General features: G+C 40.1%; 24 protein-coding genes and 1 riboswitch. Of the genes, 22 read left to right on the top strand and 2 right to left on the bottom strand.

Annotated features, from left to right (window positions below; translation table 11 throughout):
- Positions 1 to 5: 5 nt before the first annotated feature.
- The 17 genes from V6B33_RS14790 (at position 6) to V6B33_RS14710 (ending at position 16,127) form a co-directional block, all read left to right on the top strand.
- Entirely contained in the window at positions 6 to 245 is a 240-nt protein-coding gene (locus V6B33_RS14790) for a DUF3906 family protein (protein WP_334218526.1), read from the top strand.
- The gene (gene cobA / locus V6B33_RS14785; RefSeq protein WP_334218525.1) at positions 245 to 1,018 is read left to right on the top strand and encodes a uroporphyrinogen-III C-methyltransferase; all 774 of its coding nucleotides are present in this window, start codon (positions 245 to 247) and stop codon (positions 1,016 to 1,018) included. The genes V6B33_RS14790 and cobA overlap by 1 nt, the downstream gene beginning before the upstream one ends.
- Entirely contained in the window at positions 1,019 to 1,768 is a 750-nt protein-coding gene (locus tag V6B33_RS14780) for a sirohydrochlorin chelatase (protein ID WP_334218524.1), read from the top strand.
- Positions 1,749 to 2,300, top strand: a complete 552-nt coding sequence (locus tag V6B33_RS14775) for a precorrin-2 dehydrogenase/sirohydrochlorin ferrochelatase family protein (RefSeq protein ID WP_334218523.1) — start codon at positions 1,749 to 1,751, stop codon at positions 2,298 to 2,300. The genes V6B33_RS14780 and V6B33_RS14775 overlap by 20 nt, the downstream gene beginning before the upstream one ends.
- A 126-nt stretch (positions 2,301 to 2,426) precedes the next feature.
- A riboswitch (purine riboswitch) is annotated at positions 2,427 to 2,528 on the top strand.
- Positions 2,529 to 2,674: 146 nt separating this feature from the next.
- Complete coding sequence (locus V6B33_RS14770; protein WP_334218522.1) at positions 2,675 to 3,274, top strand: xanthine phosphoribosyltransferase; 600 nt, start codon at positions 2,675 to 2,677, stop codon at positions 3,272 to 3,274.
- Entirely contained in the window at positions 3,271 to 4,560 is a 1,290-nt protein-coding gene (locus V6B33_RS14765; RefSeq protein ID WP_334218521.1) for a nucleobase:cation symporter-2 family protein, read from the top strand. The genes V6B33_RS14770 and V6B33_RS14765 overlap by 4 nt, the downstream gene beginning before the upstream one ends.
- Before the next feature lie 365 nt (positions 4,561 to 4,925).
- The gene (locus tag V6B33_RS14760; protein ID WP_334218520.1) at positions 4,926 to 5,750 is read left to right on the top strand and encodes a M55 family metallopeptidase; all 825 of its coding nucleotides are present in this window, start codon (positions 4,926 to 4,928) and stop codon (positions 5,748 to 5,750) included.
- A gap of 15 nt (positions 5,751 to 5,765) precedes the next feature.
- On the top strand, positions 5,766 to 6,698 hold the full coding sequence (locus V6B33_RS14755) for an ABC transporter permease (protein ID WP_334218519.1): 933 nt from the start codon (positions 5,766 to 5,768) through the stop codon (positions 6,696 to 6,698).
- Positions 6,698 to 7,651, top strand: coding sequence for an ABC transporter permease (locus tag V6B33_RS14750; protein WP_334218518.1), 954 nt, complete (start codon positions 6,698 to 6,700; stop codon positions 7,649 to 7,651). Before V6B33_RS14755 ends, V6B33_RS14750 begins: the two co-directional genes overlap by 1 nt.
- A gap of 5 nt (positions 7,652 to 7,656) precedes the next feature.
- Complete coding sequence (locus V6B33_RS14745; RefSeq protein ID WP_334218517.1) at positions 7,657 to 8,670, top strand: ABC transporter ATP-binding protein; 1,014 nt, start codon at positions 7,657 to 7,659, stop codon at positions 8,668 to 8,670.
- 34 nt (positions 8,671 to 8,704) lie between these two features.
- Positions 8,705 to 10,327 (top strand): peptide ABC transporter substrate-binding protein, encoded by a 1,623-nt coding sequence (locus tag V6B33_RS14740; RefSeq protein WP_334218516.1) that lies wholly within the window; start codon positions 8,705 to 8,707, stop codon positions 10,325 to 10,327.
- A 74-nt stretch (positions 10,328 to 10,401) separates the two neighbouring features.
- Positions 10,402 to 11,340 carry a S66 peptidase family protein gene (locus V6B33_RS14735; RefSeq protein WP_334218515.1) on the top strand — a complete coding sequence of 313 codons (939 nt, stop codon included), beginning with the start codon at positions 10,402 to 10,404 and terminating at the stop codon, positions 11,338 to 11,340.
- Positions 11,340 to 12,422: a mandelate racemase/muconate lactonizing enzyme family protein gene (locus V6B33_RS14730; RefSeq protein ID WP_334218514.1), complete on the top strand. Its 1,083-nt coding sequence runs from the start codon at positions 11,340 to 11,342 to the stop codon at positions 12,420 to 12,422. The genes V6B33_RS14735 and V6B33_RS14730 overlap by 1 nt, the downstream gene beginning before the upstream one ends.
- Positions 12,423 to 12,441: 19 nt before the next feature.
- Positions 12,442 to 13,368: a C40 family peptidase gene (locus tag V6B33_RS14725; protein ID WP_334218513.1), complete on the top strand. Its 927-nt coding sequence runs from the start codon at positions 12,442 to 12,444 to the stop codon at positions 13,366 to 13,368.
- Positions 13,365 to 14,369, top strand: a complete 1,005-nt coding sequence (locus V6B33_RS14720; protein ID WP_334218512.1) for an ABC transporter ATP-binding protein — start codon at positions 13,365 to 13,367, stop codon at positions 14,367 to 14,369. The genes V6B33_RS14725 and V6B33_RS14720 overlap by 4 nt, the downstream gene beginning before the upstream one ends.
- An 8-nt stretch (positions 14,370 to 14,377) precedes the next feature.
- Positions 14,378 to 15,169: a serine hydrolase gene (locus V6B33_RS14715; RefSeq protein WP_334218511.1), complete on the top strand. Its 792-nt coding sequence runs from the start codon at positions 14,378 to 14,380 to the stop codon at positions 15,167 to 15,169.
- A gap of 202 nt (positions 15,170 to 15,371) precedes the next feature.
- Positions 15,372 to 16,127, top strand: coding sequence for a PAS domain S-box protein (locus V6B33_RS14710; protein ID WP_442915540.1), 756 nt, complete (start codon positions 15,372 to 15,374; stop codon positions 16,125 to 16,127).
- A gap of 966 nt (positions 16,128 to 17,093) precedes the next feature.
- On the opposite strand, the gene V6B33_RS14705 is transcribed toward V6B33_RS14710, so the two are convergent.
- Positions 17,094 to 17,735: an FMN-dependent NADH-azoreductase gene (locus V6B33_RS14705; RefSeq protein ID WP_334218509.1), complete on the bottom strand. Its 642-nt coding sequence runs from the start codon at positions 17,733 to 17,735 to the stop codon at positions 17,094 to 17,096.
- Positions 17,736 to 17,936: 201 nt separating this feature from the next.
- On the opposite strand from V6B33_RS14705, the gene V6B33_RS14700 reads away from it, so the two are divergent.
- The 5 genes from V6B33_RS14700 (at position 17,937) to V6B33_RS14680 (ending at position 23,810) form a co-directional block, all read left to right on the top strand.
- Complete coding sequence (locus tag V6B33_RS14700) at positions 17,937 to 18,422, top strand: RrF2 family transcriptional regulator (RefSeq protein ID WP_334218508.1); 486 nt, start codon at positions 17,937 to 17,939, stop codon at positions 18,420 to 18,422.
- A 738-nt stretch (positions 18,423 to 19,160) separates the two neighbouring features.
- Positions 19,161 to 20,123, top strand: a complete 963-nt coding sequence (locus V6B33_RS14695; protein ID WP_334218507.1) for a DUF3231 family protein — start codon at positions 19,161 to 19,163, stop codon at positions 20,121 to 20,123.
- Between the two features lie 30 nt (positions 20,124 to 20,153).
- Positions 20,154 to 21,590: a spore germination protein gene (locus tag V6B33_RS14690; protein WP_334218506.1), complete on the top strand. Its 1,437-nt coding sequence runs from the start codon at positions 20,154 to 20,156 to the stop codon at positions 21,588 to 21,590.
- The gene (locus V6B33_RS14685) at positions 21,587 to 22,681 is read left to right on the top strand and encodes a Ger(x)C family spore germination protein (protein WP_334218505.1); all 1,095 of its coding nucleotides are present in this window, start codon (positions 21,587 to 21,589) and stop codon (positions 22,679 to 22,681) included. Before V6B33_RS14690 ends, V6B33_RS14685 begins: the two co-directional genes overlap by 4 nt.
- 13 nt (positions 22,682 to 22,694) lie before the next feature.
- A complete protein-coding gene (locus tag V6B33_RS14680; protein WP_334218504.1) occupies positions 22,695 to 23,810 on the top strand; it encodes a GerAB/ArcD/ProY family transporter in 1,116 nt (371 codons plus the stop codon).
- A gap of 650 nt (positions 23,811 to 24,460) precedes the next feature.
- Here the strand turns inward: V6B33_RS14680 and V6B33_RS14675 are convergent.
- Entirely contained in the window at positions 24,461 to 24,817 is a 357-nt protein-coding gene (locus V6B33_RS14675) for a peptide-methionine (S)-S-oxide reductase (RefSeq protein ID WP_334218503.1), read from the bottom strand.
- Positions 24,818 to 25,412: the final 595 nt, after the last annotated feature.

The raw sequence follows: 25,412 nt of genomic DNA, 5'->3' as shown, positions 1-25,412 counted from the left end.
ACTTCATGAATCTGTACCGATTTGAAGTAACCACGTCTGTACTTGTGACAAGTGTGATAATTGCTGCAGAACAAGATGAAAAAGCATTTGATCTGGTGGAAATAGAGCTTGAGAAGTACTTCTTGAAAAAACCTGATATCCAGGATATCTCTCTTTATGAGAAACGAAGAATCAGAGGAAGCGGGGCAGGGTATGTGCTGCACGAACAGGAAACACGATCAAACACTTTAGGGGGAAATCAGTGATGGGTAAGGTTTACTTGGTGGGAGCGGGTCCTGGAGATCCTGAATTGATTACGCTTAAGGCAGTGAAGGCGATCGAGAGGGCAGATGTGATCTTGTATGACCGACTCGTGAATAAGACGCTGTTGACATATGCGAAGAAAGGGGCAGACCTGATATACTGCGGAAAACTCCCAAACTATCACACAATGAAACAAGAGACGATCAATCATTTTCTTTCGAGATATGCAGCCAGCGGAAAGGAAGTCGTCCGATTGAAAGGCGGCGATCCTTTCGTCTTCGGGAGGGGCGGAGAGGAAGCTGAAGCTCTGGCAAGCAAGAATATTCCGTTCGAAATCATTCCCGGAATCACTTCGGGAATCGCTGCAGCTGCCTACGCCGGGATACCGGTAACGCACCGGGATGCGAGTTCGTCGGTTGCTTTCGTGACAGGTTATCGCAAGAACGATCAATCAGAAGAAGAGAAATGGGAGGGTCTTTCGAAAGGGATTGATACTCTTGCCATTTATATGGGGGTCAGCAACCTCCCGTATATCAAAGGAAAGCTTATCCAATATGGAAAGAGTAAGGACACGCCCGTCGCTCTCGTTCATTGGGGTACAACAGAAGTCCAGAGAACCGTCACGGGCACGCTTGAAACCATCGTGGACATTGTGAAGGAATCAAAAATTGAAAATCCGAGTATGATCATTGTCGGGGAAGTCGTCCGTTACCGTGAAAAAATTCAGTGGTTTGAAGAGATGACTTTAAAGCGGCAGATGAGTGAGGCATTATAAATGAGCCATGCTGTATTATATGTATGCCATGGAAGCAGACTCAGGCAGGCACGCGAAGAAGCAGTCGGCTTTATAAATCGCTGCAAACCTCATATAGATGCGGAAGTTCAGGAAATCAGTTTTCTTGAGCTTGCTGCCCCTTCCATTGAAGAAGGATTTGATAAATGTGTGAATGCCGGGGCTGATCAAGTTTCGGTTGTTCCTCTTTTATTACTGACAGCAGCCCATTCAAAAATAGACATTCCAAAGGTGTTGAAAGCATGTTCAGCTAAGCATCCATCCATTGTGATCAATTATGGAAATCCGATCGGGGTACACGAAAAAATGGCTGATTCTGTGATTAACAACATCGGTGAATGCACGGATGTTGATTCTTCTGCAATTGCTGTACTCATTGGGAGAGGGAGCTCTGATACTGACGTGAAAAGAGAGTTGGGAGAGATTGCTGGTATTGTGCAGAAAAAAACGGGATTTGAAGATGTTTGGACCTGTTTTCTAACAGCCGCCGCCCCGAGTTTTAAGGATACGCTTCAAAAAGCAATGCAAACGGGAAGGCAGGTTGTATTCATCCCTTATCTGCTGTTTACCGGATTATTGATGAAAGGTATCGAAAAAGACCTGCATAACATAAACAGCCGAATAAAGCTGTGTGGTTACTTAGGAAAAGAACCTTTGGTTGCAGAGGCGTTTATCGATCGAATCAGAGAAACTATAAAAGGAGGACAAACTGATGCTCCCTCTTATGATTGATATGAAAGGGAGAAAGGTAACTGTGGCAGGCGGAGGAAATATTGCGTTAAGGAAGCTCCGTGTATTTATGGAACACGGTGCCGATGTAACGGTTGTGAGCCCGCAAGCAGTAGATGGAATCAGAAAGCTTGCCGGCAGCAGTGAAATTCAGTGGAAACAAAAAACGGTCGAAAAAACCGATTTAGAGGATGCCTTTATCATACTGGCCGCAACAGACAAGCGGGAGATTAATGAATGGATAAAGGACCAGGCTGCACAGCATCAGCTTGTAAGCTTAATTGATCAGGGAAGTCTCAGCGATTTTCACATGACTTCTTTTATGCAAAGAGGTCATTTATCAGTCTCTGTCTCCACCCATGGTGCCAGCCCTATTTTGGGAAAAAAATTATGCCGGCAGTTCATGGAGCAAATCAATGAGTCATTTATCGGGGAGTTATCCTTGATGGCGCAGAAAAGACAGGAAATTAACCGATCTGCTGTAAGCAGAGAGGAAAAGGTCATGCTGCTGAAACAGATGGCAGAAGAGGTATAGAGAGGGATCTATGCCTCTTTTTGCTGTATGGGGAAGTCTGGAATCACGAACGATTTTATTGAATTTATACTTAATGTTAAGAAATTAGCTTTACAAGTGAATGGTTACACATTATACTTACGTTAATTAATTCAATATGCATTCACTCATATAATCGCGGGGATATGGCCCGCAAGTTTCTACCGGATGACCGTAAATCTTCCGACTATGAGTGAGCAATGGGACGTTCGTATCAGTAAACGATGCGTACTTTCTTTGCCTTTATCAATCAGTCTAAAGGACATTGTCTCACTCAATTCATTGAGCAGAGTGCAATCTCCATTAGGCTTTTTTGTTTAGTAAGGATAATGGGGACGAACTGGAGGAGTGAAAAGATGGACGCATTAAAACAAAAAATTAATAAAGAAGGATTAGTACTCTCGGACTCGGTGTTAAAGGTTGATTCATTCCTTAATCATCAGGTTGATCCCCAATTGATGAAGGAAATCGGAGAAGAGTTTGCGGAGAGATTTCGTCATAAGTCTATTTCGAAAGTGTTGACGATCGAATCTTCAGGAATCGCACCGGGAGTCATGGCTGCTTTAGAATTGCATGTTCCATTGATATACGCACGTAAGCGGCAATCTTTGACGTTATCGGAAGGCATTCTCAGTTCGAAGGTTTATTCGTTTACAAAGCAGGAGGAAAATACGATTTCAATATCAGATAAATATATAGTAGAAGGAGACAACGTATTGATCATTGACGACTTCCTGGCAAATGGCCAGGCAGCTTTGGGGCTCATTGAACTTGTTCATAAAGCTTGTGCCCATGTTGCAGGCATCGGGATCGTCATCGAGAAAGCATTCCAGGATGGAGGAAAAACTCTCCGCCGGAAAGGGTATCATGTGGAATCATTGGCAGAAATTATGTCTTTAGGTGATAAAAATATCACATTTAAGGATGAAGACAAAGAGGAGGTTCACAGCAAATGAAAAATGCATCATTAGGTATCCAGCATGTTTTGGCTATGTATGCCGGAGCGGTCATTGTTCCGCTGATTGTAGGAGGGGCTCTTGGTTTAACCGGTCAACAGCTTACGTATCTAGTTTCGATTGATATTTTCATGTGCGGGATCGCGACCATCCTGCAGATCTGGAAGAACAGATTTTTCGGTATCGGGCTTCCGGTTGTATTGGGTTGTACTTTCACTGCAGTCGGTCCCATGATTGCCATCGGCGGTCAATACGGGATTTCGGCTATTTATGGTTCGATTCTGGTATCCGGTGTGTTTGTCATGATAATCAGTAAATACTTCGGTAAGCTGGTTCGGTTTTTCCCTCCCGTTGTAACGGGGTCCGTTGTAACGATTATAGGGATCACCCTGATTCCGGTCGCAATGAATAATATGGCTGGCGGCCAAGGAAGTGCGGATTTTGGTTCTATGACCAATCTCTCGCTTGCTTTTGGAACTTTGTTCATTATCCTCTTTCTTTATAAGTTTTTCACAGGCTTCATTCGTTCTGTCTCGATACTGGCGGGCCTTGTAATCGGTACCGTCATCGCCTATATGATGGGAATGGTCAGCTTCAATGCAGTAGGTGATGCTGCATGGTTCCATATGGCCCAGCCGTTTTACTTCGGAATGCCGACTTTCGAGATTTCCGCGATCTTGACGATGATCCTGGTTGCTATGGTAAGTCTGGTTGAATCAACAGGTGTTTATTTTGCACTATCGGATATTTGTAAAAAAGAAGTATCTGAAAAAGATTTGGCGAGAGGTTATCGCGCTGAAGGACTTGCCATTGTTCTTGGAGGGATTTTCAATGCATTCCCTTACACGACGTATTCACAAAATGTAGGCTTGATTCAATTGTCCGGTGTGAAAAAGAATCACATCATCTACTTGACGGGGATATTCCTTATCATTCTGGGAATGGTACCAAAAATCGGGGCATTAACCACAATCATTCCTGCTCCTGTTCTTGGGGGTGCCATGGTTGCTATGTTCGGGATGGTCATTGCATATGGAATCAAGATGTTAAGCAGCGTGGACTTTTCGTCTCAGGAAAATCTATTGATCATCGCCTGTTCTGTTGGTATGGGATTGGGCGTAACGGCAGTTCCCGAACTATTCTCCCAGATGCCATCCGGCATTCAAATTTTAACGGATAATGGGATCGTTGCAGGAAGCATGATAGCCATACTGTTGAACGTATTCTTTAATGTCGCAAGAAAACGGGAAACACGCGTGGTCTTAAAAGAGCAAAAGGCGTCTTGAATCCTCTATGATAACTAAACTGAATCATATGACGCATTCATCCACATAGTAAGATAAGTTGAAAGCCCAAAGGATTAAATTCTTTTGGGTCTTTTTATATTGTTAAATTCGAAAAACGAAAAAAGAATGGTTCTTTAGGACACTTTACAGAATGGATGATTTATCCAGTTCGTAATCTTTACCATGACAATATCTTCATGAATGAGTGCATAAATACTCATTTTTCTTCGTGGATATGTTGTTCGGTCTGTTTAATAATAGGAAAATATCCCTTTTTCATCCAATTGTTATTGTAATATACATGAATTAAATTTATAATATTAAGAAAAATTAAACAATTTTTCCTATGAAAGGGGGTGTATCATATGAATATTTACATGTCAGTGGATATGGAAGGGATTACAGGTTTAGTGGACCATACCCATGTGGATTACAGAAAACATAATTATGAACGAGGGAGAGCCATCATGACGGCAGAAGCAAACGCAGTAGTAGAGTCAGCGTTTGAAAATGGCTGCCGGGAGGTTTTGGTCAATGATAGTCATTCACAAATGAACAATTTGTTGATTGAAATGCTGCACCCTGAAACGAGATTGATATCCGGTGGAGTAAAACCATATTCAATGGTTCAGGGACTGGATGATACGTTCCAAGGTGCATTTTTTGTTGGTTATCACGCAAGGGCCTCCATGAAGGGGGTGATGTCGCATTCGATGATCTTCGGTGTCCGGAATATGTACATAAACGATATAGCGGTAGGCGAAATGGGATTCAACGCTTACGTTGCAGGCTATTACGGTGTTCCTGTCCTGCTGGTTGCAGGTGATGATCAGGCAGCACTCGAAGCAGAAAGTCTTATTCCCAATGTGACGACTGCCATTGTAAAGGAGACCATTTCACGTTCAGTTGCAAAGAGTCTGACACCGGCAAAATCGCACACGTTATTAAAGCTGAAAACTGAACAAGCCCTGCTTAACCGTAATAATGTAAACCCGCTCATACCGCCCGAGAACCCTGAACTGAGAATTGAATTTGCCAATTATGGTCAGGCAGAGTGGGCAAGTATCATGCCCGGTACTGTTCTTGAACCAGGCACAACGACTGTCAGGTTTCAGGCAAGGGACATTTTAGAGGCATACAGGGCGATGGTAGTCATGACTGAACTTGCGATGAAAACAACATTCTGTTAGAAAGTGTGAGGACTGATGGGTACATATTTATTCAAACGGATTCTGGCCATGGTCATCACGTTGTGGCTGATCGTCACATTGACCTTTTTCCTGATGCATGCCATTCCGGGATCTCCATTCAACGAAGAGAGAAACACAAGTGAAATGGTACAGAAAAATCTGGAAGCTCATTACCATCTTGATGAACCATTATTGGTTCAATACGCTCTTTATTTAAAATCACTTGTTACATTGGATTTCGGTCCTTCGATTACACAGCCTTCCCAAACCGTGAATGATTTGTTGGGAAGAGGATTCCCGATTTCTTTCGAATTAGGAATGATCACCCTCTTCATCGCGGTGCTGTCAGGGATTCTGTTGGGTATATTGGCTGCCCTGAAGCATAACCGCATGATCGATTATATGGCGATGACATTTGCGGTATTGGGTATCTCTATCCCGAACTTTGTCATGGCAACAATGTTGATTCAGCAGGTTGCTGTGAATTGGGAGATACTGCCCGTGGCGACCTGGACAAGCTGGAAGCATATGATCCTGCCGACGCTTGCACTGGCAACAGGTCCGATGGCGATCATTGCACGCTTGACCCGGTCAAGTATGCTGGAAGTCCTGACCCAGGATTATATACGGACGGCTAGAGCGAAGGGACTGTCTCCGGTCAAGATTGTCGTGAAACATGCGTTGCGGAATGCACTGCTTCCTGTGGTCACTGTGCTGGGTACTCTTGCAGCAGGGATCCTGACTGGTACGTTCGTAATCGAACAAATATTCGCCATTCCGGGAATGGGCAAGTATTTCGTTGAGAGCATCAACCAGCGAGACTATCCGGTTATCATGGGAACGACCGTCTTCTATAGTGCGTTTTTGATTGTGATGCTGTTTCTGGTGGATCTGGCATACGGATTCCTGGATCCAAGAATTAAGCTCCATAAGAAAGAGGTGAAATAATGGGTGCTCCGAAACATCATGAACCGAACAGTTCTCCTGATGTCTTAGATGAATGGTTTACTCCGAAGCAGAAAAACAGGGAAGATGCTGAAGCAGTAGTGAGGCCGAGCCTCTCCTACTGGCAGGATGCATGGCTGCGTCTCCTCAAAAACAAACTGGCAATGATGGGATTCGTATTTCTGGCACTATTGATCACCATGGCTGTCATCGGGCCCATTATCTCTCCTCACGATGTTACGAAACAAACACTTTCCAGCCAGAATCTGCCTCCTTCCAGTCAGCATTGGTTTGGCACGGATGACTTGGGCAGGGACGTGTTCACCCGTACTTGGTACGGCGCACGCATCTCACTGTTTGTAGGATTCATGGCAGCGTTGATCGACTTTGTCATCGGGATCATCTATGGCGGCATCGCCGGCTACAAAGGCGGTAAAACGGATAATGCGATGATGCGTATCGTTGAAATTTTATACGGACTTCCCTATTTATTGGTAGTCATTTTACTAATGGTCGTAATGGGACCGGGATTATCCACCATCATTGTAGCTTTGACCGTTACAGGATGGATCGGGATGGCAAGGATTGTACGGGGACAGGTTCTCCAAATTAAAAATTACGAATTTATTCTGGCGTCTAAAACGTTTGGAACGAAAACGGCAAGGATCATCCGCAAAAACCTGCTGCCCAATACAATGGGACCGATCATAGTCCAGATGACGCTGACAGTACCAAGTGCCATTTTCGCAGAAGCATTCTTGAGCTTCCTCGGTCTGGGGATCCAGGCACCGTATGCAAGCTGGGGCGTCATGGCCAATGATGGGTTATCTACGATTCTATCGGGCTACTGGTGGCGATTGTTCTTCCCAGCTTTATTTATATCATTGACGATGTTTTCGTTTAACGTATTAGGTGACGGGCTGCAGGATGCTCTTGACCCTAAGCTTAGGAGGTAATCATCATGAAAGACAATGTATTATCCGTTCAGGATCTCCATGTATCCTTTACCACTTACGGTGGAGAGGTTCAAGCTGTACGCGGTGTGAGTTTTCATTTACAGAAGGGGGAAACACTCGCCATTGTCGGCGAATCCGGCTGCGGTAAGAGCGTTACCTCCCAAAGTATCATGAGGCTCATACCTGATCCTCCAGGCAGGATTACAAATGGATCCATCATGTTTAACGGTAAGGATTTGCTGAAATTAACAGAAAAGGAAATGAGGGGAGTGCGGGGGGCGGATATCTCCATGATCTTTCAGGATCCGATGACGGCCTTGAATCCGACGCTGACTATTGGGGAACAGATCATGGAAGGCATCCTGCAGCATGAAAATATATCAAAGAAGGAAGCATCGGTGAAAGCAGTTGAAATGCTTACCCTCGTTGGGATCCCGCATCCGGTGGAACGGTTGAAACAGTACCCCCACCAATTCAGCGGGGGGATGAGGCAGCGGATCGTGATTGCCATGGCTCTCGTCTGTCAGCCTGATGTCCTTATTGCAGACGAACCGACGACTGCGCTTGACGTAACGATTCAAGCGCAAATCCTGGAACTTTTCAAAGAAGTCCAGCTTAAAACGGGTGTTTCCATTATTTTGATTACACATGACTTAGGTGTCGTTGCCCAAGTGGCAGACCGTATCGCTGTCATGTATGCGGGCAAAATCGTGGAAGAAGGAACGAGAAGAGAAATCTTCTATACACCTCAACACCCTTATACCCAGGGGCTTTTGAAGTCGGTTCCGAGACTTGATCTTGTTGGTTCTGATTTGATACCGATTGCCGGGTCACCGCCTGATTTATTCTCGCCTCCGGCCGCTTGCCCGTTTGCTGCCCGATGCGAGAAGGCAATGGAAGTATGCGACCGTGTCTACCCGGTGAAGACAAAGCTTACAAATGACCATCACGTGGATTGCTGGCTGCAGGACCCGCGTGCGAAATCGATGCTTTCACCTATCACTTTAACCATAAGTTGATAGTCTGATAGAAAAAACAAAGAGGGGGAGAATCATGAGAAAGGTATTATCAGTATTTTTAACAAGTTTACTTTTATTTGTACTGGCAGCCTGTACTGCAACAAAAGACGCAGGCAATGAGTCAAGCAGCAAAGATGGGAAAGACAGCGGGGAAAAGGTACTGTACTTGAACAATGGTGCCGAACCGACATCGTTTGACCCTCCCATTGGATTCGATTCTTACTCCTGGACGGCCCTGAACAATTTAATGGAAGGGCTGACCCGCTTAAACGCCGACCATGAGCCTGAAGGTGCCATGGCAGAGAAGTGGGATGTGTCTGAAGATGGCAAAGTGTATACGTTCCATATTCGGGATAATGCGAAATGGTCAAACGGGGATGATGTAAAAGCAGGTGATTTCGTGTATGCCTGGAAACGATTGCTGGATCCTGAAACCGGATCGCCAGCAGCATTCCTTGGTTACTTCATTGAAGGCGGTGAAGCATTCAATAATGGAGAAGGATCAGCTGATGAAGTGAAGGTCAAGGCTGTCGATGAGAAAACATTTGAAGTGACACTGACAAGCCCGCAAGCTTATTTCTTAAGTGTCATTTCAAACCCTGCCTTCTTCCCGATCAATGAAAAAGTGGCAACAGAAAACCCGGAATGGTTTGCAGAGGCAGATACATTCGTAGCGAATGGACCATTCAAGTTAGCTGAATGGGAGCATGACAGCCACTTCGTGATGGAGAAAAATGATCAATACTGGGATGCAGATAACGTGAAGCTGGACAAAGTGCACTGGGCAATGGTGAATGATTCGAATACAGATTATCAGTTGTATAAAACCGGGGAACTGGATACAGCCGATGTTCCAGCAGACTTAAGTAAACAACTGTTTGAAGAAGGTAAAGTAAATGTAGAAGACCAGGCGGGCACCTATTTCTACCGCTTTAATTTAGAAAAGGAACCGTTCCAGAACAAGAACATCCGTAAAGCATTCGCGATGGCAGTCGATCAGCAGCAAATGGTAGATTTCGTAACTAAAAACAAAGAAAAGCCTGCGTATGGATTTGTTTCAAGCGGTTTTAAAGATCCATCCGGGAACGATTTCCGTGAAACAAGCGGTGATCTGGTACAAACAAATATCGAAGAAGCTAAAGCGTTGTTGGAAAAAGGCATGGAAGAAGAAGGTTACGATAAACTCCCGGAAGTCACTTTAACGTACAGCACAAGTGATACTCATCAAAAGATTGCTGAAGCACTTCAGCAAATGTTCAAAGAGAATCTCGATGTTGATGTGAAATTAGCCAATATGGAATGGAATGTATTCCAGGACGAGCAAAAGGCATTGAAATTCCAATTATCACGAAGCTCTTTCCTTGCTGACTACGGAGATCCGATCAACTTCCTTGAAAATTTCCAAACGGGTCATTCAATGAATCGTACCGCATGGAGTAATGAAGAATATGACAGCTTAATCAAGCAGGCTAAGAATGAAGCAGATGAAGCAAAACGCTTCGAATTGATGTATAAAGCTGAAAAGATCTTGATGGAAGATATGCCGATCATCCCGATCCACTTCTATAATTATGTGTATTTACAGAACGAAGATGTATCCGGTATCGTCCGTCACCCAGTAGGGTACATGGAGTTAAAATGGGCAGATAAAAAATAAACCAGGTAACGGAGTGGAGAAGATTCTAATCTTAGGGTCTCCTCCCTCTTTTTCTACTAAAGGGGTGTATTTATATGGCAGTGAAAGCTTCTATGCTGAAACGCGGCGACACCGTCGGGATTGTTGCTCCGGCAAGCCCTCCGAAACAGGAAACTCTGGGTAAAGCAATATCGTTCCTGGAAGAATTGGGATTATCGGTGGAAATCGGGCCGGGCATTCAACGCAAACATGGTTATTTGGCCGGAACGGATGAAGAGCGGATAGAGGATATACATAGGATGTTTCGCGATGAAAACATAAAAGCGATTATATGCGCCTGCGGAGGTTTCGGAACAGGACGAATTGTATCCAGGCTGAATTATGAACTGATTAAGGATAACCCGAAGATTCTTTGGGGATACAGTGATATTACCTTTCTGCATACGGCGATACATCAAAAAACGGGTCTGGTGACATTTCATGGACCGATGTTGAGTTCAGACATGGGTTTAGAGAATGTTCATGAATTGACCAAGCAGTCATTTCATCAGCTTTTCAATCATGAATCTGTTGAGTTTACAGCTGCTCATTCGCCCCTTCGTACTCTTGTCGAAGGCAAGGCAAGCGGTCCTGTTATAGGGGGAAACCTGACACTGTTAGTAAGTACCCTGGGGACTGATTATGAGGTTGATACAAAAGGCAGGATCCTGTTCATCGAAGATATTGATGAGGAGCCGTATAAAGTTGACCGCATGCTGAATCAGCTGAAGATGGCGGGGAAATTTAACGATGCGGCAGGAATCATCATCGGAGATTTCAAAAACTGTGTAGCCGATAAGAGGAAAGAGTCGTTGACACTGGATCAATTGTTTGAAGACCACATCAAGCCTGCGAATAAACCCACCATGAAGGGTTTCTTAATTGGTCACTCTTCTCCCTGCCTCGGAATTCCAATAGGGGCGCATGCGAATATGGATACAGATGACCTAACACTCATTGTCGAAAGCGGCATAAAGGAAGAGGTTGAAGTCTGATGGAAATTGTACAGATTGAAACGTTTCATGTAGCTGTCCCCTTACATACCCCATTCAAGACGGCTCTTCGAACGGTACATACCGCAGAAGCCATCGGGGTTAAGGTTATTTGTGATAATGGTATCAACGGCTGGGGAGAAGCACCGTCCACTGTGGTCATCACGGGCGAAAGTCTAAAGAGCATCGAATCTGCCATTCTGGATGTTTTGAAGCCCGCACTGGTTGGGAGATCCATATTGAATTATGAATCTATTTTCCAGGATATGCATAAGCTTCTCGTAGGTAATAACAGTGCAAAAGCAGCAGTCGACATGGCCGTCCATGATTGCCTTGCACAGTATAGCGGACTTCCGCTCTATCAATACTTGGGCGGATACAGGAACAAGCTCGAAACCGATTATACCGTCAGTGTGAACAGTCCTGCAGAAATGGCGGAGGACGCCCTGCTGTACAGCATGAGGGGATTCGATGTTCTGAAGATCAAAGTGGGGAAAGATGAAATCGTGAAGGATATTAAACGCATTCAGGCAATCCGGCAGGTAATCGGGGATTCAGTAAAGATCCGGCTAGATGCAAATCAGGGCTGGGAAGCAAAAGCGGCTGTTCGTGCGATTCGGAAAATGGAAGACCTGGATCTCAATATCGAGTTGGTGGAGCAGCCGGTACCCGCACATGACCTTGAAGGGTTGAAAAAGGTATCGGACAATGTCGACACCCTCATCATGGCTGATGAAAGTGTGTTCTCACCGCAGCAGGCCTTTCAGGTCCTGAAAACAAGAAGTGCTGACCTCATCAATATCAAGCTGATGAAGGCCGGGGGAATCTATCAGGCTCAGAAAATCAACAATCTTGCAGAAGTATGCGGAGTTGAGTGCATGGTGGGCAGTATGATCGAAACCCGCCTCGGCATAACCGCTGCAGCACATTTTGCTGCAAGCAAGAAAAATATCACTAGATTTGATTTCGATGCCCCGTTGATGCTGTCAAACGACATCATAGCAGGTGGCATTCAATATCGAGGGAAAACCATCACCTTCCCGGACTCTCCGGGTCTGGGGGTCAAAACAGTACAAATCCATTGATGTAAGGGGAGGAATACATATGAGTGAAAAAGCAGCAGTGAACGTTCCGGTGGCAACGATTTGGACATCACCAGATTCAGCAAGGGACCTTGATGCGCCAGCTGTATCGAATCCTGTACTGATCAAGGAATGGCTGGGTTCATTAACGCATGAAACAAGGCTTGCTCTCTGTGATGAAAACCGTATCCAGTCACAGGCTTTATTCGGGCAGGAGGTACTGGTCATAGAAGAAGAGGAAGGATGGTCTCACGTCATCGTGATTGACCAGCCATCTTCTAAGGATGAGCGGGGCTACCCGGGATGGATCCCTTCCACTCAGATCAGCAAAAATATTGATAGGACAGAAGGAGATTCTTTTGCCATTGTAAAAGCTGAATTCACGGATTTAGTAACAGAAGATGATAACAAAGAATTAGAATTAAGTTTTCTAACCTCTCTTTCTATCGAAAAAGAAGAAGGTAACCGGTTGGCAGTGTCCACTCCACTTGGAACACGCTACCTTAAGAGAGAGGATGTGTATATTTCATCTGCAGCCGTCAGGGATCAAAATGGGAGCGGCCATGACATCGTGCGTGCAGGAGAAGCATTCCTTGACCTCCCTTATTTGTGGGGGGGCATGAGCAGTTATGGTTTTGATTGCTCAGGATTCAGTTATTCGATGTGTAAAACCAATGGTTATGTCATACCACGCGATGCCGGGGACCAGGCAAAGGAGGGGAAACGAGTAGCGCTGGAAGACTTAAAACCTGGGGACCTCCTGTTTTTTGCATATGAAGAAGGAAAAGGGAGCATCCATCATGTGGCGATCTACTACGGAGATGGAAAAATGATTCACTCACCGAATACCGGCAAGACAATCGAAATCATCAGTATTGAGGGCACCTATTATGAAAAGGAGCTTTGTGCAGCAAGACGTTACTGGCAGGAGACGGGGGAAGTTTCATGAAACTGGAAACAATCTTAGAAGTCAAGAATCTGAAAAAATACTTTTCTCTTGAAAAAGGAAAAGTACTGAAAGCTGTCGATGATGTTTCATTCGAAATCCATAAGGGTGAGACGTTTGGACTCGTCGGAGAATCAGGGTGCGGGAAATCCACTACCGGCCGGACGATCATCGGACTATATGATGCAACAGAGGGAGAAGTCTCATATAACGGCGAAAATGTTCATAAATTGACTGACAAAGAAAAGCGTTCCTTTTCCAGCAAATTGCAGATGATTTTTCAGGACCCATATGCCTCACTTAATCCGAGGTCGACCGTACGTGAAATTATAGCAGAACCGATGGAAGCACATGGACTTTATAAAAACAAAAAAGAACAGCTTGAACGCATTTATCAATTGCTGGAAGACGTTGGACTTAATCGAGATCACGCGAACCGCTATCCGCATGAATTCAGCGGCGGGCAGCGCCAGCGGATCGGGATTGCGCGGGCACTCGCTCTCAACCCCGAATTTATCATTGCAGATGAACCGATTTCCGCCCTCGATGTGTCCGTACAGGCACAGATCGTTAATCTGCTGAAGAAACTTCAGGAGGAAAAAGGACTTACATTCCTCTTCATCGCGCATGATCTTTCGATGGTTAAGCATATCAGTAACCGGATTGGTGTCATGTACCTCGGACACATCGTCGAGTTGACCGAAAGCAGTGAATTATATAAAAAGCCTCTTCATCCTTATTCGCAAGCCTTGCTTTCGGCCATTCCCATCCCTGACCCGGACGTAGAGGACGAGCGGGAGAGGATGATCCTGAAAGGTGAGATCCCAAGTGCCATGAATCCGCCGAGCGGCTGTGTGTTCCGCACCAGATGCCCTGCAGCCATGGACGAATGTGCGTCAGTCGTGCCGAAATGGCATGAAGCTGAGAAGGATCATTTCGTAGCTTGTCATCTTTATGATGAAACGCTCCGGAAAGATCACAATGAAGTGGCTGCAACGAAGTAATGGGTGGAATGAAAGAAAAGTACAAGGTCCTGGAAGCTCAGATACATGAACTGATTGAGTGTGGTGCAGGCAGAATCAGCTTGCACATTGAACTGCCTGCACACTCCATCAAGGTGCATTCCGACGTTGCATATTCAGCCGCTAGCCTAATCAAACTCCCGGTTTTACTGGAGGGGTTTCGGCAGATTCAGGAAGGCAAGATGGATTCACATGAGATCATTCCCGTCACTCAGGAGGATAAAGTGGGAGGGGCGGGGGTACTCAGCCATTTGTCTTCTCATGCAAAAATGACTGTTCATGACCTGCTGACCTTAATGATTATCGTTTCTGACAACACGGCATCCAATCTACTCATCAAACGGCTCGGGATGGATTCTATCAATGGAATGTGCAGTTTGCTTAACCTGCACGAAACAAAATTAAATCGCAAACTGATGGATTTTAATGCCTTGAAATCAGGGATAGATAATCATATCTCCGCAGCCGATGTTGTTAAATGCTTAAAGGCTATAGACAACGAGGATCTGTTTCAATTAAACAGCAGGGAGTCAATGCTCCGGATTCTGCATAATCAGCAATTCTGCCAGAAACTCCCCGGCAGTATGGAACGTAATTTGGTATATACGGCAAATAAAACGGGTGAACTTCCCGGAGTCGAACATGACTGTGCCATTATCCGCTATAAACATCAAACGATTTATGCCGCGGTTTTAATAGATGAATTAGAAGATAATACAGCAGGCATTGAGATGACGGTGAAGGTTGGAAAGTACTTAAATGAGTATATATTGAATGACTGAAATCAATACTAAAGACGTTTCTTCTAACTTATTGTACAGAAGAAACGTCTTTTCCTTTAATGAGAAAAAATGAACGTTAACACGATTTTTAGTTGCAAATCCAGGAGTTCAGGAACAGAATCATGCTCTTCCTACCCGAAGGAACTACTCCCTTGCTAACAAAATAAATAACCTGTATCGTAGGTGGAAAGGAGTGAAGATTTTGAGGGAAACAATTTCAGAAATAGATTATCTTGAGGTTATGGAATATTCACTTGATCCACTCATTATCCATACCGATTACCGGATTATTTATTTAAATCAGGCGGCTGAAACATTCTTTAGAACCACAAAAGAGGAAGTGGTGGGCGGAAGCCCTCTTGATATCTTCAAGGAAACGTCAAAGGCCTCCATAAGACAAAGAATAAAATCCGCTTACGGAAAGCCAGCAGAGGTGATTGAAGAAACGGTCTACCGAACAGACGGGACAGCCGTGGATGTGGAATTATATTGTCATCCAGTTATGATTGGGGATAAAAAGGCAATTCAGACCTATGTAAGGGACATTACGAAACGAAAGGAAGCCCAGAAGAAGCAGAATGACATGATGGAAGAAATAAATGAACTGTCGGCAACTTTGGTTCCTTTAATGAACGAAATAGCCGTACTTCCTTTATCGGGCAAAATAGATGAAGAGAAAGCAAGATTATTTTTAGAGATTATACCCGTCAAGGTAAAGGACCAAAATATTAATCATTTAATCATTGATTTCTCTGGCGTTTATACCTTTGATGATATCGTCGTTGATCATCTTTTTAAGCTAACCAGCGTTTTATCCATGCTGGGTGTACGTTCCATCGTCACAGGCTTACGTCCTGAATTTGCTATGAAGGCAATTAGTATGCCCATAGATCTGCCTTCGATCCCTATGTTGGCCACCGTCAAAGATTCCCTTTCTTACCTGGGTATCAACATATAAGCGGAATGAACTAAGCTGCTTATCTCTGGGGAAGATAAAACGCCGCTAAAGTCATCCTTTGGCGGCGTTATTTTGTGATTAATTTTGTTTGACCAGGGAATTTGACTAACAGATGATCTTATAGTCGGCTAAATAGACGGTGCGCTTAGCCCGCTAGACAGAACTTCCTCATCAATACTCAATTCTAAAAAGAGAATGTCAGCATTCTTATAAATATAGAAGAGGAGAAGGTAGAATAAAATCCATCAAAACTTGAGAGGGATTAAAAATCAAACGCTCACTCATTTGATGAAGCAATTCATACCGAGTCGTTCCATTGAATACAATGAAAATTGGATTAGTCGATATATCTCTCAATACGGGAAGTGTGCTGTTACAGGAATTGAATTAGAAATAAATGATTGGCATTGTCATCATAAGACACCGTACCGTTTCACAAGAGACGATTCATATGTAAACTTAACGATATTGCATAAATCTGTTCATCTTATTATACATTTGAGAGATCAAGAGAAGATACAAGTGCATTTAAATGAAAAGCAATTTAAGGGAGTAAATGAATTGCGCAAGCAATGCTTGAACGAAGCTATCTGATTTTTTATAAATCATGAAATATATTGAATGAATTGGATTAGTTGGACACCGTATGCTGGGAAACTCGCATGTACGGTGTGAAGTGGAGGAAAAGCCGGCGATAACATCAAACGCTACCTATCACTATAATAACTAATTCTCAAAATATTGAAAAGTCAATACTCAAATTTTCGGTAGAGATTGTGAAGGATTGTATTAAAGAAGCGTATGGAGTTTAATAAAGAAACGAAACTAAAAACGCGAATTTTGTATGCTAAGACAACTTCAATTTTAAAATAGCAGCATTAAAACTAAACTCTCCCCTCTTGTTAAATTGAGGAAATGTCAAAGCAATGATATTTCGACATTTCCTTTCCTTTAGTGAAATGTCTTTTATTTAGTAGCCAATCTTGAAGCTGCTTCTTCAGCTTCTTTATATGCATTTCCTAATACTTCATATGTATCCCTTAAAGCAGTTCCTTGCGCCCGAATGACTTGATAATCTTCAATACCAATGAAATTAAACATTGACTTCAGGTATTTTTGAGAGTAATCAACTTCTGTATACCAATCATCATTTGTATAGATTGATCCACTTGCTTGTATGATAAGTATTCTTCTCCCGTCTTTAAGCAGCCCCACTGAACCATTTTCAATATATTTAAAAGTTTCACGTGCGATTAAGATATTATCCATATAATCTTTTAATTTTGATGGAATATTAAAATTATGTAAAGGTAAAACGATGACATACGTTTTTGCACTTTTAAATTGTTGTAAGATCTCGGACATACGCTCTGTTACTTTTTTTTCTTGGCTAGTTAGCTCCTGTTCTTTTCCTTGTTTTTCCCATGCACTTAAAACCGTTTTATCTATCATAGGGACTACATCACTGTACAAGTTAATCTGTTCAATTACTTCGCTATCAGGAATCAGTTCTTTATAAGCTTGCAAAAAGCGGTTGAAAACTTGTAAGCTGACTGAAGAAGTATCATCTATTTTTGGATGTGCGTTAATTATAAGTGTTTTGTTCATTTGTATTTCTCCTTTAAAATGAATTTTAGGCGATAATTAAAGATCATTTTAATCGACGATTAATATTGTCCATAATATATGCTATAATTATTTTTGTCAAATGAATAAAATTCACCAAAAGAGATTTCTTTTATTTGACTAGAATTCTATAAACTTCTTAGGTTCACTTTGAAAATCATTAATCAAAAGTAGGTGAGTTTTATGCAATATAGTGTCGGAGTTGAATATGCTTTACATTGTCTGGTTTATTTAATTGATGTTCCTACTAAGGAAAGTGTTGGGATAAAGGAATTGGCAGAATTCCAAGGACTTTCTGAGACATTTCTTTCAAAGGTTTTCGGTAAATTATCTAAGGCTGGTATTGTAAGTTCTGTCCCCGGTGTAAAGGGAGGATATAGGTTATCCAAGTCCCCTGATGATATTTCCTTTTGGGATGTTGTAGAAGCAATTGAAGGTCCTAAGCCTATTTTTCAATGTAAAAATATTAAAGATAATGGTTATTTATATAGAGAAAACTGCTGTTCAGCTCCCTCCTTTTGCACCATCAATTTAGTTATGCTCTCTGCAGAAGAAAAAATGCGTGATTATTTACGTACTAAAACACTTTCATGGTTAAATGAAGAGCTTAATCGTGTCTTACCCCAACAAATACGAGAAGATACCCGGAAATACTTTTCGAAAGAGTAGCAAATAAAGCAAACCTCTCTAAATCTCCTAATTTAGAGAGGTCTCCTCTTAGTTTTAAGCTCTGTTAACGTTTACTGTTTTTAAATAGAACCATCTCGGACAAGTTTTAGATCCACTTCGGACATTAGAGAACCAATAATTAAAATGAGTAAGTCGCCCTCTGGCCATCTACTTCATATGTCAGATCTAGAGCATCAAGTGTTCTTTTGCCCTCTCTTTAAATCATTCACTATTTTGAATTTCGCGTGTGTTCTTCTGTACTAATAGTCACGGAGTACGATTTTGTTTGTAATTCATAGACCGATACGATTTACAGATATGAAAAACTGGAATACATCGGTCTGCTTCATTTCCTTGAGAAGTGCACACCATAAAAGCAGGGCCAAAAAACTATTTGTTTTTCCGGCCCTGCTTTTATTTAAGGAATTTGTCAAATAGCCCTCTTCTTGGAAATTATAAAGTGATTATTTTCAGTTTCCATAGAACAATATTTGAAAAACTATTAACATTTCTTATGTTAACTTCATCCTAAAAAAACTGAGGAACTGTTACAGCTGCTATCCCCATGAAATATAAATATTGAAAATATTCTGTCGGAAAATAATTTGTTGGACTTACTGCAAAGTTAAAAATACAAAAATTGAAAAATAAGGATTAATGCAACTAACTAGTAATGAATAATTTCACGCATTAGTCACAAACTTAAAAATGAAACTAAAATGATAAGGGGATATGAAAATGAATGTAAACGAACAAGGCTTTCTATGGTACCTACAATCAAGTTCAAATATGGTGAATGTACTTTTAAAATATTTTCAATCAACGATTGAAGATGAGGATTTGAAAAAAATTTTAAAAGAAATTTATTCATTGTCTACATATCAAGAAAAAGAAGCAGAGCGATTACTGTCTGAAATCAAATACAATTGCAAAAATTTCTTTAGTGAAGAAGATATACTGAATATTAATTCTAGAGTTTTCTCTGATCAATTAATAATTGAAATATTAAAGCACATTACTGGAAATGGAATGCGCGAGGTGGCAATCCAATATTCAGAACTTACAGATTATAAAGTTAAAGTTTTTTATAAGGAAATATTAAATAAATTGTCGCAAATTGACTTATTATTATTCGAATTATTACAAAACAAAGGACTTTTACAGAATAAATCATTTGCTTTTACAGAAACAGAAGTAAGAGAGGACAACTTATTAAAGGTTGCTTCAACACAGAAAAGACCATTAAACACTGTTGAAATATCTCATATGTTTAGTTCATTGCAATGTAATAATGTTGGTTTAGCGTTATGTACTGGCTTTTCAGGAATTGTTAGTGATATGGACACAAAGCAAATAGTAATAAAAGGGAAAAAACTTGCATTTAATCAGGTTTCAGTTTTATCTGATCTCTTTAAACAAAATGGCGTAATAGTTTCAACAGGGTTAGAGTCCCTAGTTTATCAATCAAATGAAGCGCCTTTATCAGATCGACTAGTGACAAATTTAATAATGTTTTTAAATCCTATTGGTATTAATAATCTACAAAGTGCTGTGACCTCAAGCTATAAAAAGGAACATGTAAAAACTTTGAAAAAATTGATTGAAGATGTTGAGGACTTTTCTAAAGATGTTTTTAAGCTGCTTGTTAAAAAAGACTGGTTAAATGAACCTCCAGTGGCAAAATGGACAAATAAGAAATAATTATGAATCACACAGAAGCAGGTGTAATAAATGGAAAAACTTAGCACTTCTTTGGAAAAGAACTTTAAATTTTTTCAACAAAGGCTCAACCATTGTGAGGATGTAGAGTTTAGGATATTAAATCCTTATAAAGAAAAAGGCAATGAAATAATTTTTATGTACTGTGAAAATATTATTGATGAGATGATGGTATTCGAGTCATTATTTGAGAAAATAATTCAACATTACCCCAAAAAAAATGAAAAAATTGACCAATCTATTTTAAAAGATGTATTCCCAACAACCTCTATATTTTTTTCAGATGATGTGCAAGAAATAATGTCATACTTGTTTTACGGATTCTGTATAATTTTGTTTCCGGATAGTAGTAAAGCAGGTTTAGTATGTTATTCCAAGAAATCCTTTCGACAAGTTGGTGAACCTCAATCTGAAGTTGTAATAAGGGGGCCAAGAGAGGGATTTGTAGAAGTAATTAGGACGAATATTGCTATGGTAAGGTCTAAATTACCAAATGCAAACTTAAAGGTGAGATTAAAGAAAATTGGAACCGAATCAAAAACATTTACTGCTGTAATATACATGGAAAATAAAGCACCTCTAGATACACTTCAAAAGGTATTGACCCGCCTTGATGAAATTGATATTGAAAGCATACATGAATCTGGATCAATTGAAAGAAGATTAGAGGAACATCCATTCTCACTATTCCCTCAAATAGTTCATACAGAAAGACCTGACAAACTAGTATCTGATGTAATGGAAGGGAGAATTGCAATTATCGTAGATGGAAGTCCGCATGCTCTAATTTTGCCATCTACCTTTAAAATGTTTCTTCAAGCTTCGGAAGATTATTATGAAAGATATTGGCTTGGTGCAACACTCAGAGTAGTACGCATTTTTGCTTTTTTAATTGCATTATTATTACCATCGTTTTATATCGGTATAACTACATTTCACCTGGAAATGCTTCCTACTGAATTAGCTTTAGCAATTGCTATGCAAAAAGAAGGAACGCCTTTTTCTTCTTTCTTTGAAGCTCTTTTAATGGAAGTGTTTTTTGAATTATTGAGGGAGGCTGGTATAAGGCTGCCAATGCCAGTAGGATCTGCAATTTCTATTGTTGGAGGACTGGTAATTGGGGATGCGGCTATTCAGGCAGGCATTGCATCACCAGCTATGGTAATAGTCGTGGCGTTAACAGGTATAGCATCATTTGCCATTCCTAAGTATAGTTTCGCCATTCCTTTGCGGATTTTGAGATTTGGATTAATGATTGTTACTTCATTTTTAGGGTTATTCGGTTTAATGATTGCTATAATTGCAATTTTTATTCATATAACATCATTGAGTTCATTTGGTGTGCCCTACCTTGAGCTTTCTTTTTCTAGTTTTAAAGAAATGTTTAATTTTGTCAGGCCTTCACAACTGAAAAATAAAATCAAGTATAAAGAGAGTGAATATCAATGAAATTATTTGGAGTTTTTGCAATCTTTACCGTACTAATACTAAGTTCCTGTGCAACTAGAGAAGAAGTGGATAAACTTTCTTTGATTTCAGCTGTAGGTATAGAAAAGAACCCAGATAGTGATTATAAGATAATAATTCAGTATTTAATGCCTAATAAATCTCAAGAGCCCATACCGGTAACTAAGGAAGTAGAAGGACTAACTATTTATGAAGCAAATAAAAAATTGAACGAATTTTTACCTAGAAAACCTTATTGGTCACATAATTCTGTAATTCTTATAAGTGAGGACATGGCGAAGGATGGGGTTCGTAGTCAATTGGATTTTTTTAGAAGAGATACTGAAATGAGACAAGATATGCTAGTTGCAATTACAGAAAACCCAAGTAAGATTTTGTATAATTTACAAAAGCAACAATTACCAGGAGAAACACTAAAATTAATTGCCAGAGAGGCATCAGAGCGTAATGGACTTGGTGAAGTAAGCACTATACACAAAGTGTATCAAAATTTATTTTTCAAAAAGCCATTCTTAACAATTACTCATATCTTATTAGATGGAGAAAACCCGCGTATAGATGGTGTCTCAATATTTAATAAAGATAAATATATAACTACAATTAAAGAAGATGAAGCAAAAGGTTTTGGGTTATTAAATTTAAAAAAAAACTATTCCTCTGTTACGATAAATTGTCTAGATAATGAAAACAGAAAAATTACATTTGAATTAACTAATAAAAAAAAAAGAACGGATTCTTTTGTAAATAATCTTGGCAATTTTGAAATAAATCTATCTTTGGAATTTGATGCAAAGATGGCTGAAAATTATTGTATTAAGAATATGTGGAAGCCTGATACAATTAAGGAATTAGAAAAATCACTTAACAAAAAAATAAAAGAATTAGCAACAAAAACCATAGAACATTCACAAAAAAATGTAAAAATTGATTATTTCGGATTTGGGAATTTGCTATATCTTAACAATCCAAAAGAATGGAAAGAAATAGAAGGTGAGTATAAAAACGTGTATAAAAACGCCAACATCAAGCTTAAAATTAAAACAAGAATTACTCAATCAGGTGCAGTACATTAATAGAGGTGAATTGATGAAAATAGCTGAAATTAACAACCTGCAATTATCTTCGATAATTTTTATTCAAATAACAGGTACAAACTTATTAATCATTCCTAGTACAGTGGTACAAATTGCTGGAGCAGATGGTTGGATTTCACAAATTGTAAGCACATTTATGGCGCCAATTCTAGGAATGATGGTTTTTTATTTATACAATAAATTCCCTCAAGACAACCTAATAACGATATTTGTAAAATTATTCGGCAAAATAATTGGGAAAATTTTAGGTATTGGTTTTGTGCTTTACTGTATATTTTCTAACAGTACAGTAATTAAACAGGGATGTTCAATTACCCAGTCTATTTTTCTGCCAGAAACACCAACTCTTACATTCTTTATTGTCTTTTTTTTGATTGTTGTATACATTACTAAAGTGGGAATGAATGCCTTAGCAAGGACAAATGTACTGGTTATGCTATTTTTAATTATCTCATTTATTGTAATCATCATTACCGCAGTTCCATTGTTAAATGTGCCGTTAAAACCCCTACTCTCAGAAGGTTTATCTCCTGTACTAAAGGGATCTCTACCTCTTAGTAGTTGGATGGGGCAGGTTATTCTAATTACGATGATATTCCCATTCCTTACTTCTGGCAATAAAAAAAATATTAAGACTACAATTATAATTACTTTAATTGTAGTTGGGATACTTACTACACTCATTACTATAATTACTTTTGGGGTCCTAGGGTTGGAGACTAAATATTTAGATTTTCCGGTTTATAGTGTAGCAAAGTTAATTGAGATGGATTTACTTTGGAGAAGGTTGGACATAATTATAATGTTTTTCTTGGTAGCAGGAGTAACTTTAAAAGTGGCTTTTTGGTATTTTTGTACGATTTTAGCAATAAAACAATTACTTAATTTAGACAAATATGAACCCATTGTATTTTCCGTAGCATTATTAACCTTTGTAATTGCTTATTATACATCTAATAATACAGCTGAATTGGAATTTTTTGTTGGAAGAATATATCCAATATTATCATTGTTTTCATATGAATTCGCAATTCCTCTTATAATGTGTTTAATTTTGTTTATTAGAAGTAAACGAATTCGGAAGGAAAGTAAGGAGCTTACACCGTGATTATATATTCAATGTTTATTTTCATTTGTATCATAATTCCGGTTATTGAAATCAGACCATTAAAAAAGAAGGACAAAAAAAAATATTTGGTGGTAAACGTATCAATTTTATTGGTTTCATTAATTGTTTTTTTGATTCATGAAATATACCCATATTCCATAGCGAATATAATGATTTCAATTTTCAAACCGTTTGCAAATACAATATTTTCTTAAAGGAGATCAGGGAGCATACCAAAATAATATAGCATTAGGGTAATTACACGTAAAAAATCGAAGTTTTTTACTCGATCGAAATTCCGACTTTTCCTTATTTGATTAAGGCGCAGAAGAGTGATGGATTAAGGTTTCTATCGAGTATCCCAGTGGTTCAACTTAGTGATCGCTGAACACTAAGTTTTTTGAACGAAATTAAATAATTATGGCTGGATCTTTATCTAGAAATATTACTTGAGAAACAAAAGCGATTAGAGATTACTAAATATTGTAGACCACAATGCCCTTCAGTCGATTTCACAATAAATGCGGAGTAGGAGGAGGTCACTTTTCCTAAATTCCTATCAACCAACTATAAACCAGTCCTTCTGGAACAAAGTCAGATATTTATTTGATGAAGATCTAAAAGTGGACTATAATCCAAATAATCCGGGTTTATTCTAAAAAGCAACAATCAAATTTATACGGCCTATTTGAAGCAAAAATATAAAAATTAAGGAAGATATAAATCAGGCACCTTGTAATCGATTTGCCCTGATTTTTATTTTTAGAACTAGGTGCTCCCGTTGTATTATGTTGCTTAAAAAATTGATTGACGATTTGCTCTAAACTTAAAAGCTCTGGGTTAAACTGGACTTGTAAAACCTCCGTGTAGTACAGCGTGTTTTTCGATGTCGGTTGACCTTCTTTTCCACCTGCGAACCCGACTCTCGTTCTAATAATCCCTGAATGGTACCCAAAACGCGCCTCATGCTCCCAAAAGCAACCCATTCCAAATGTTACTGAATCCAATTTCATCACCTCAAAGTTCTACTAGTGAACCTCAACCACCTTTGCAAGACATTTAGCCTAGCAGCTAAGGTTGATTCAACTATTGACTCCTTTTCCAAATGTAAATCCTGCCACTTCTCATAGACCGGTCTCCACCGCTGAAGGTAATACTTTTGATGACGAAGGACTGCTTCGTAAAATGATTGTAGGGGCTCTACAGAGGTATAGCTGTTTCGCTTAATCTATTCTAGTTATTGAACCATCCCACACTTCTGCTCTTCGTTTTCAAACAACATTAAAGATCGATACTTCATCTGATGCAAGAGTTTCCGGATTCAGCCTACGATCGCCTTTGGTCGGTTATCCGAGAAGTGAGGGAGAATTCAAAAAGAGCAATCAAAGGATATGTGTGGGTTAGATTAATAGAAAAAATGAAAAGCAGCCCTGTTATTAGGGCTGCTATAACATTAAAGGTTTCTTAAACCACTTAAATGTCATTAGGCTCCAATCGAGACACGAAGTTAGGATTGACATACTTAAACTTTCCTTTGCTTCATTTTAATATTTCTTAAAAATGTAAGGCACCTAACATTTTTTTTAGAGGATTAAAAGTATA

Source organism: Mangrovibacillus sp. Mu-81, assembly GCF_036867415.1.
Taxonomy (GTDB): domain Bacteria; phylum Bacillota; class Bacilli; order Bacillales; family Bacillaceae_B; genus Rossellomorea.
The sequence above is the reverse complement of the archived record's forward strand: the minus strand, read 5'-3'. Positions and strand labels throughout refer to the sequence as shown.

Excerpts from the sequence above, each read along its gene's own strand:
- V6B33_RS14695 (WP_334218507.1), top strand. The coding sequence starts at position 19,161 with ATGAATGTAAACGAACAAGGCTTTCTATGGTACCTACAATCAAGTTCA.
- V6B33_RS14755 (WP_334218519.1), top strand. The coding sequence starts at position 5,766 with ATGGGTACATATTTATTCAAACGGATTCTGGCCATGGTCATCACGTTG.
- cobA (WP_334218525.1), top strand. The coding sequence starts at position 245 with ATGGGTAAGGTTTACTTGGTGGGAGCGGGTCCTGGAGATCCTGAATTG.
- V6B33_RS14700 (WP_334218508.1), top strand. The coding sequence starts at position 17,937 with ATGCAATATAGTGTCGGAGTTGAATATGCTTTACATTGTCTGGTTTAT.
- V6B33_RS14680 (WP_334218504.1), top strand. The coding sequence starts at position 22,695 with ATGAAAATAGCTGAAATTAACAACCTGCAATTATCTTCGATAATTTTT.
- V6B33_RS14760 (WP_334218520.1), top strand. The coding sequence starts at position 4,926 with ATGAATATTTACATGTCAGTGGATATGGAAGGGATTACAGGTTTAGTG.
- V6B33_RS14765 (WP_334218521.1), top strand. The coding sequence starts at position 3,271 with ATGAAAAATGCATCATTAGGTATCCAGCATGTTTTGGCTATGTATGCC.
- V6B33_RS14725 (WP_334218513.1), top strand. The coding sequence starts at position 12,442 with ATGAGTGAAAAAGCAGCAGTGAACGTTCCGGTGGCAACGATTTGGACA.
- V6B33_RS14740 (WP_334218516.1), top strand. The coding sequence starts at position 8,705 with ATGAGAAAGGTATTATCAGTATTTTTAACAAGTTTACTTTTATTTGTA.
- V6B33_RS14770 (WP_334218522.1), top strand. The coding sequence starts at position 2,675 with ATGGACGCATTAAAACAAAAAATTAATAAAGAAGGATTAGTACTCTCG.
- V6B33_RS14730 (WP_334218514.1), top strand. The coding sequence starts at position 11,340 with ATGGAAATTGTACAGATTGAAACGTTTCATGTAGCTGTCCCCTTACAT.
- V6B33_RS14750 (WP_334218518.1), top strand. The coding sequence starts at position 6,698 with ATGGGTGCTCCGAAACATCATGAACCGAACAGTTCTCCTGATGTCTTA.
- V6B33_RS14705 (WP_334218509.1), bottom strand. The coding sequence starts at position 17,735 with ATGAACAAAACACTTATAATTAACGCACATCCAAAAATAGATGATACT.
- V6B33_RS14685 (WP_334218505.1), top strand. The coding sequence starts at position 21,587 with ATGAAATTATTTGGAGTTTTTGCAATCTTTACCGTACTAATACTAAGT.
- V6B33_RS14745 (WP_334218517.1), top strand. The coding sequence starts at position 7,657 with ATGAAAGACAATGTATTATCCGTTCAGGATCTCCATGTATCCTTTACC.
- V6B33_RS14735 (WP_334218515.1), top strand. The coding sequence starts at position 10,402 with ATGGCAGTGAAAGCTTCTATGCTGAAACGCGGCGACACCGTCGGGATT.
- V6B33_RS14780 (WP_334218524.1), top strand. The coding sequence starts at position 1,019 with ATGAGCCATGCTGTATTATATGTATGCCATGGAAGCAGACTCAGGCAG.
- V6B33_RS14690 (WP_334218506.1), top strand. The coding sequence starts at position 20,154 with ATGGAAAAACTTAGCACTTCTTTGGAAAAGAACTTTAAATTTTTTCAA.
- V6B33_RS14790 (WP_334218526.1), top strand. The coding sequence starts at position 6 with ATGAATCTGTACCGATTTGAAGTAACCACGTCTGTACTTGTGACAAGT.
- V6B33_RS14715 (WP_334218511.1), top strand. The coding sequence starts at position 14,378 with ATGAAAGAAAAGTACAAGGTCCTGGAAGCTCAGATACATGAACTGATT.
- V6B33_RS14720 (WP_334218512.1), top strand. The coding sequence starts at position 13,365 with ATGAAACTGGAAACAATCTTAGAAGTCAAGAATCTGAAAAAATACTTT.
- V6B33_RS14775 (WP_334218523.1), top strand. The coding sequence starts at position 1,749 with ATGCTCCCTCTTATGATTGATATGAAAGGGAGAAAGGTAACTGTGGCA.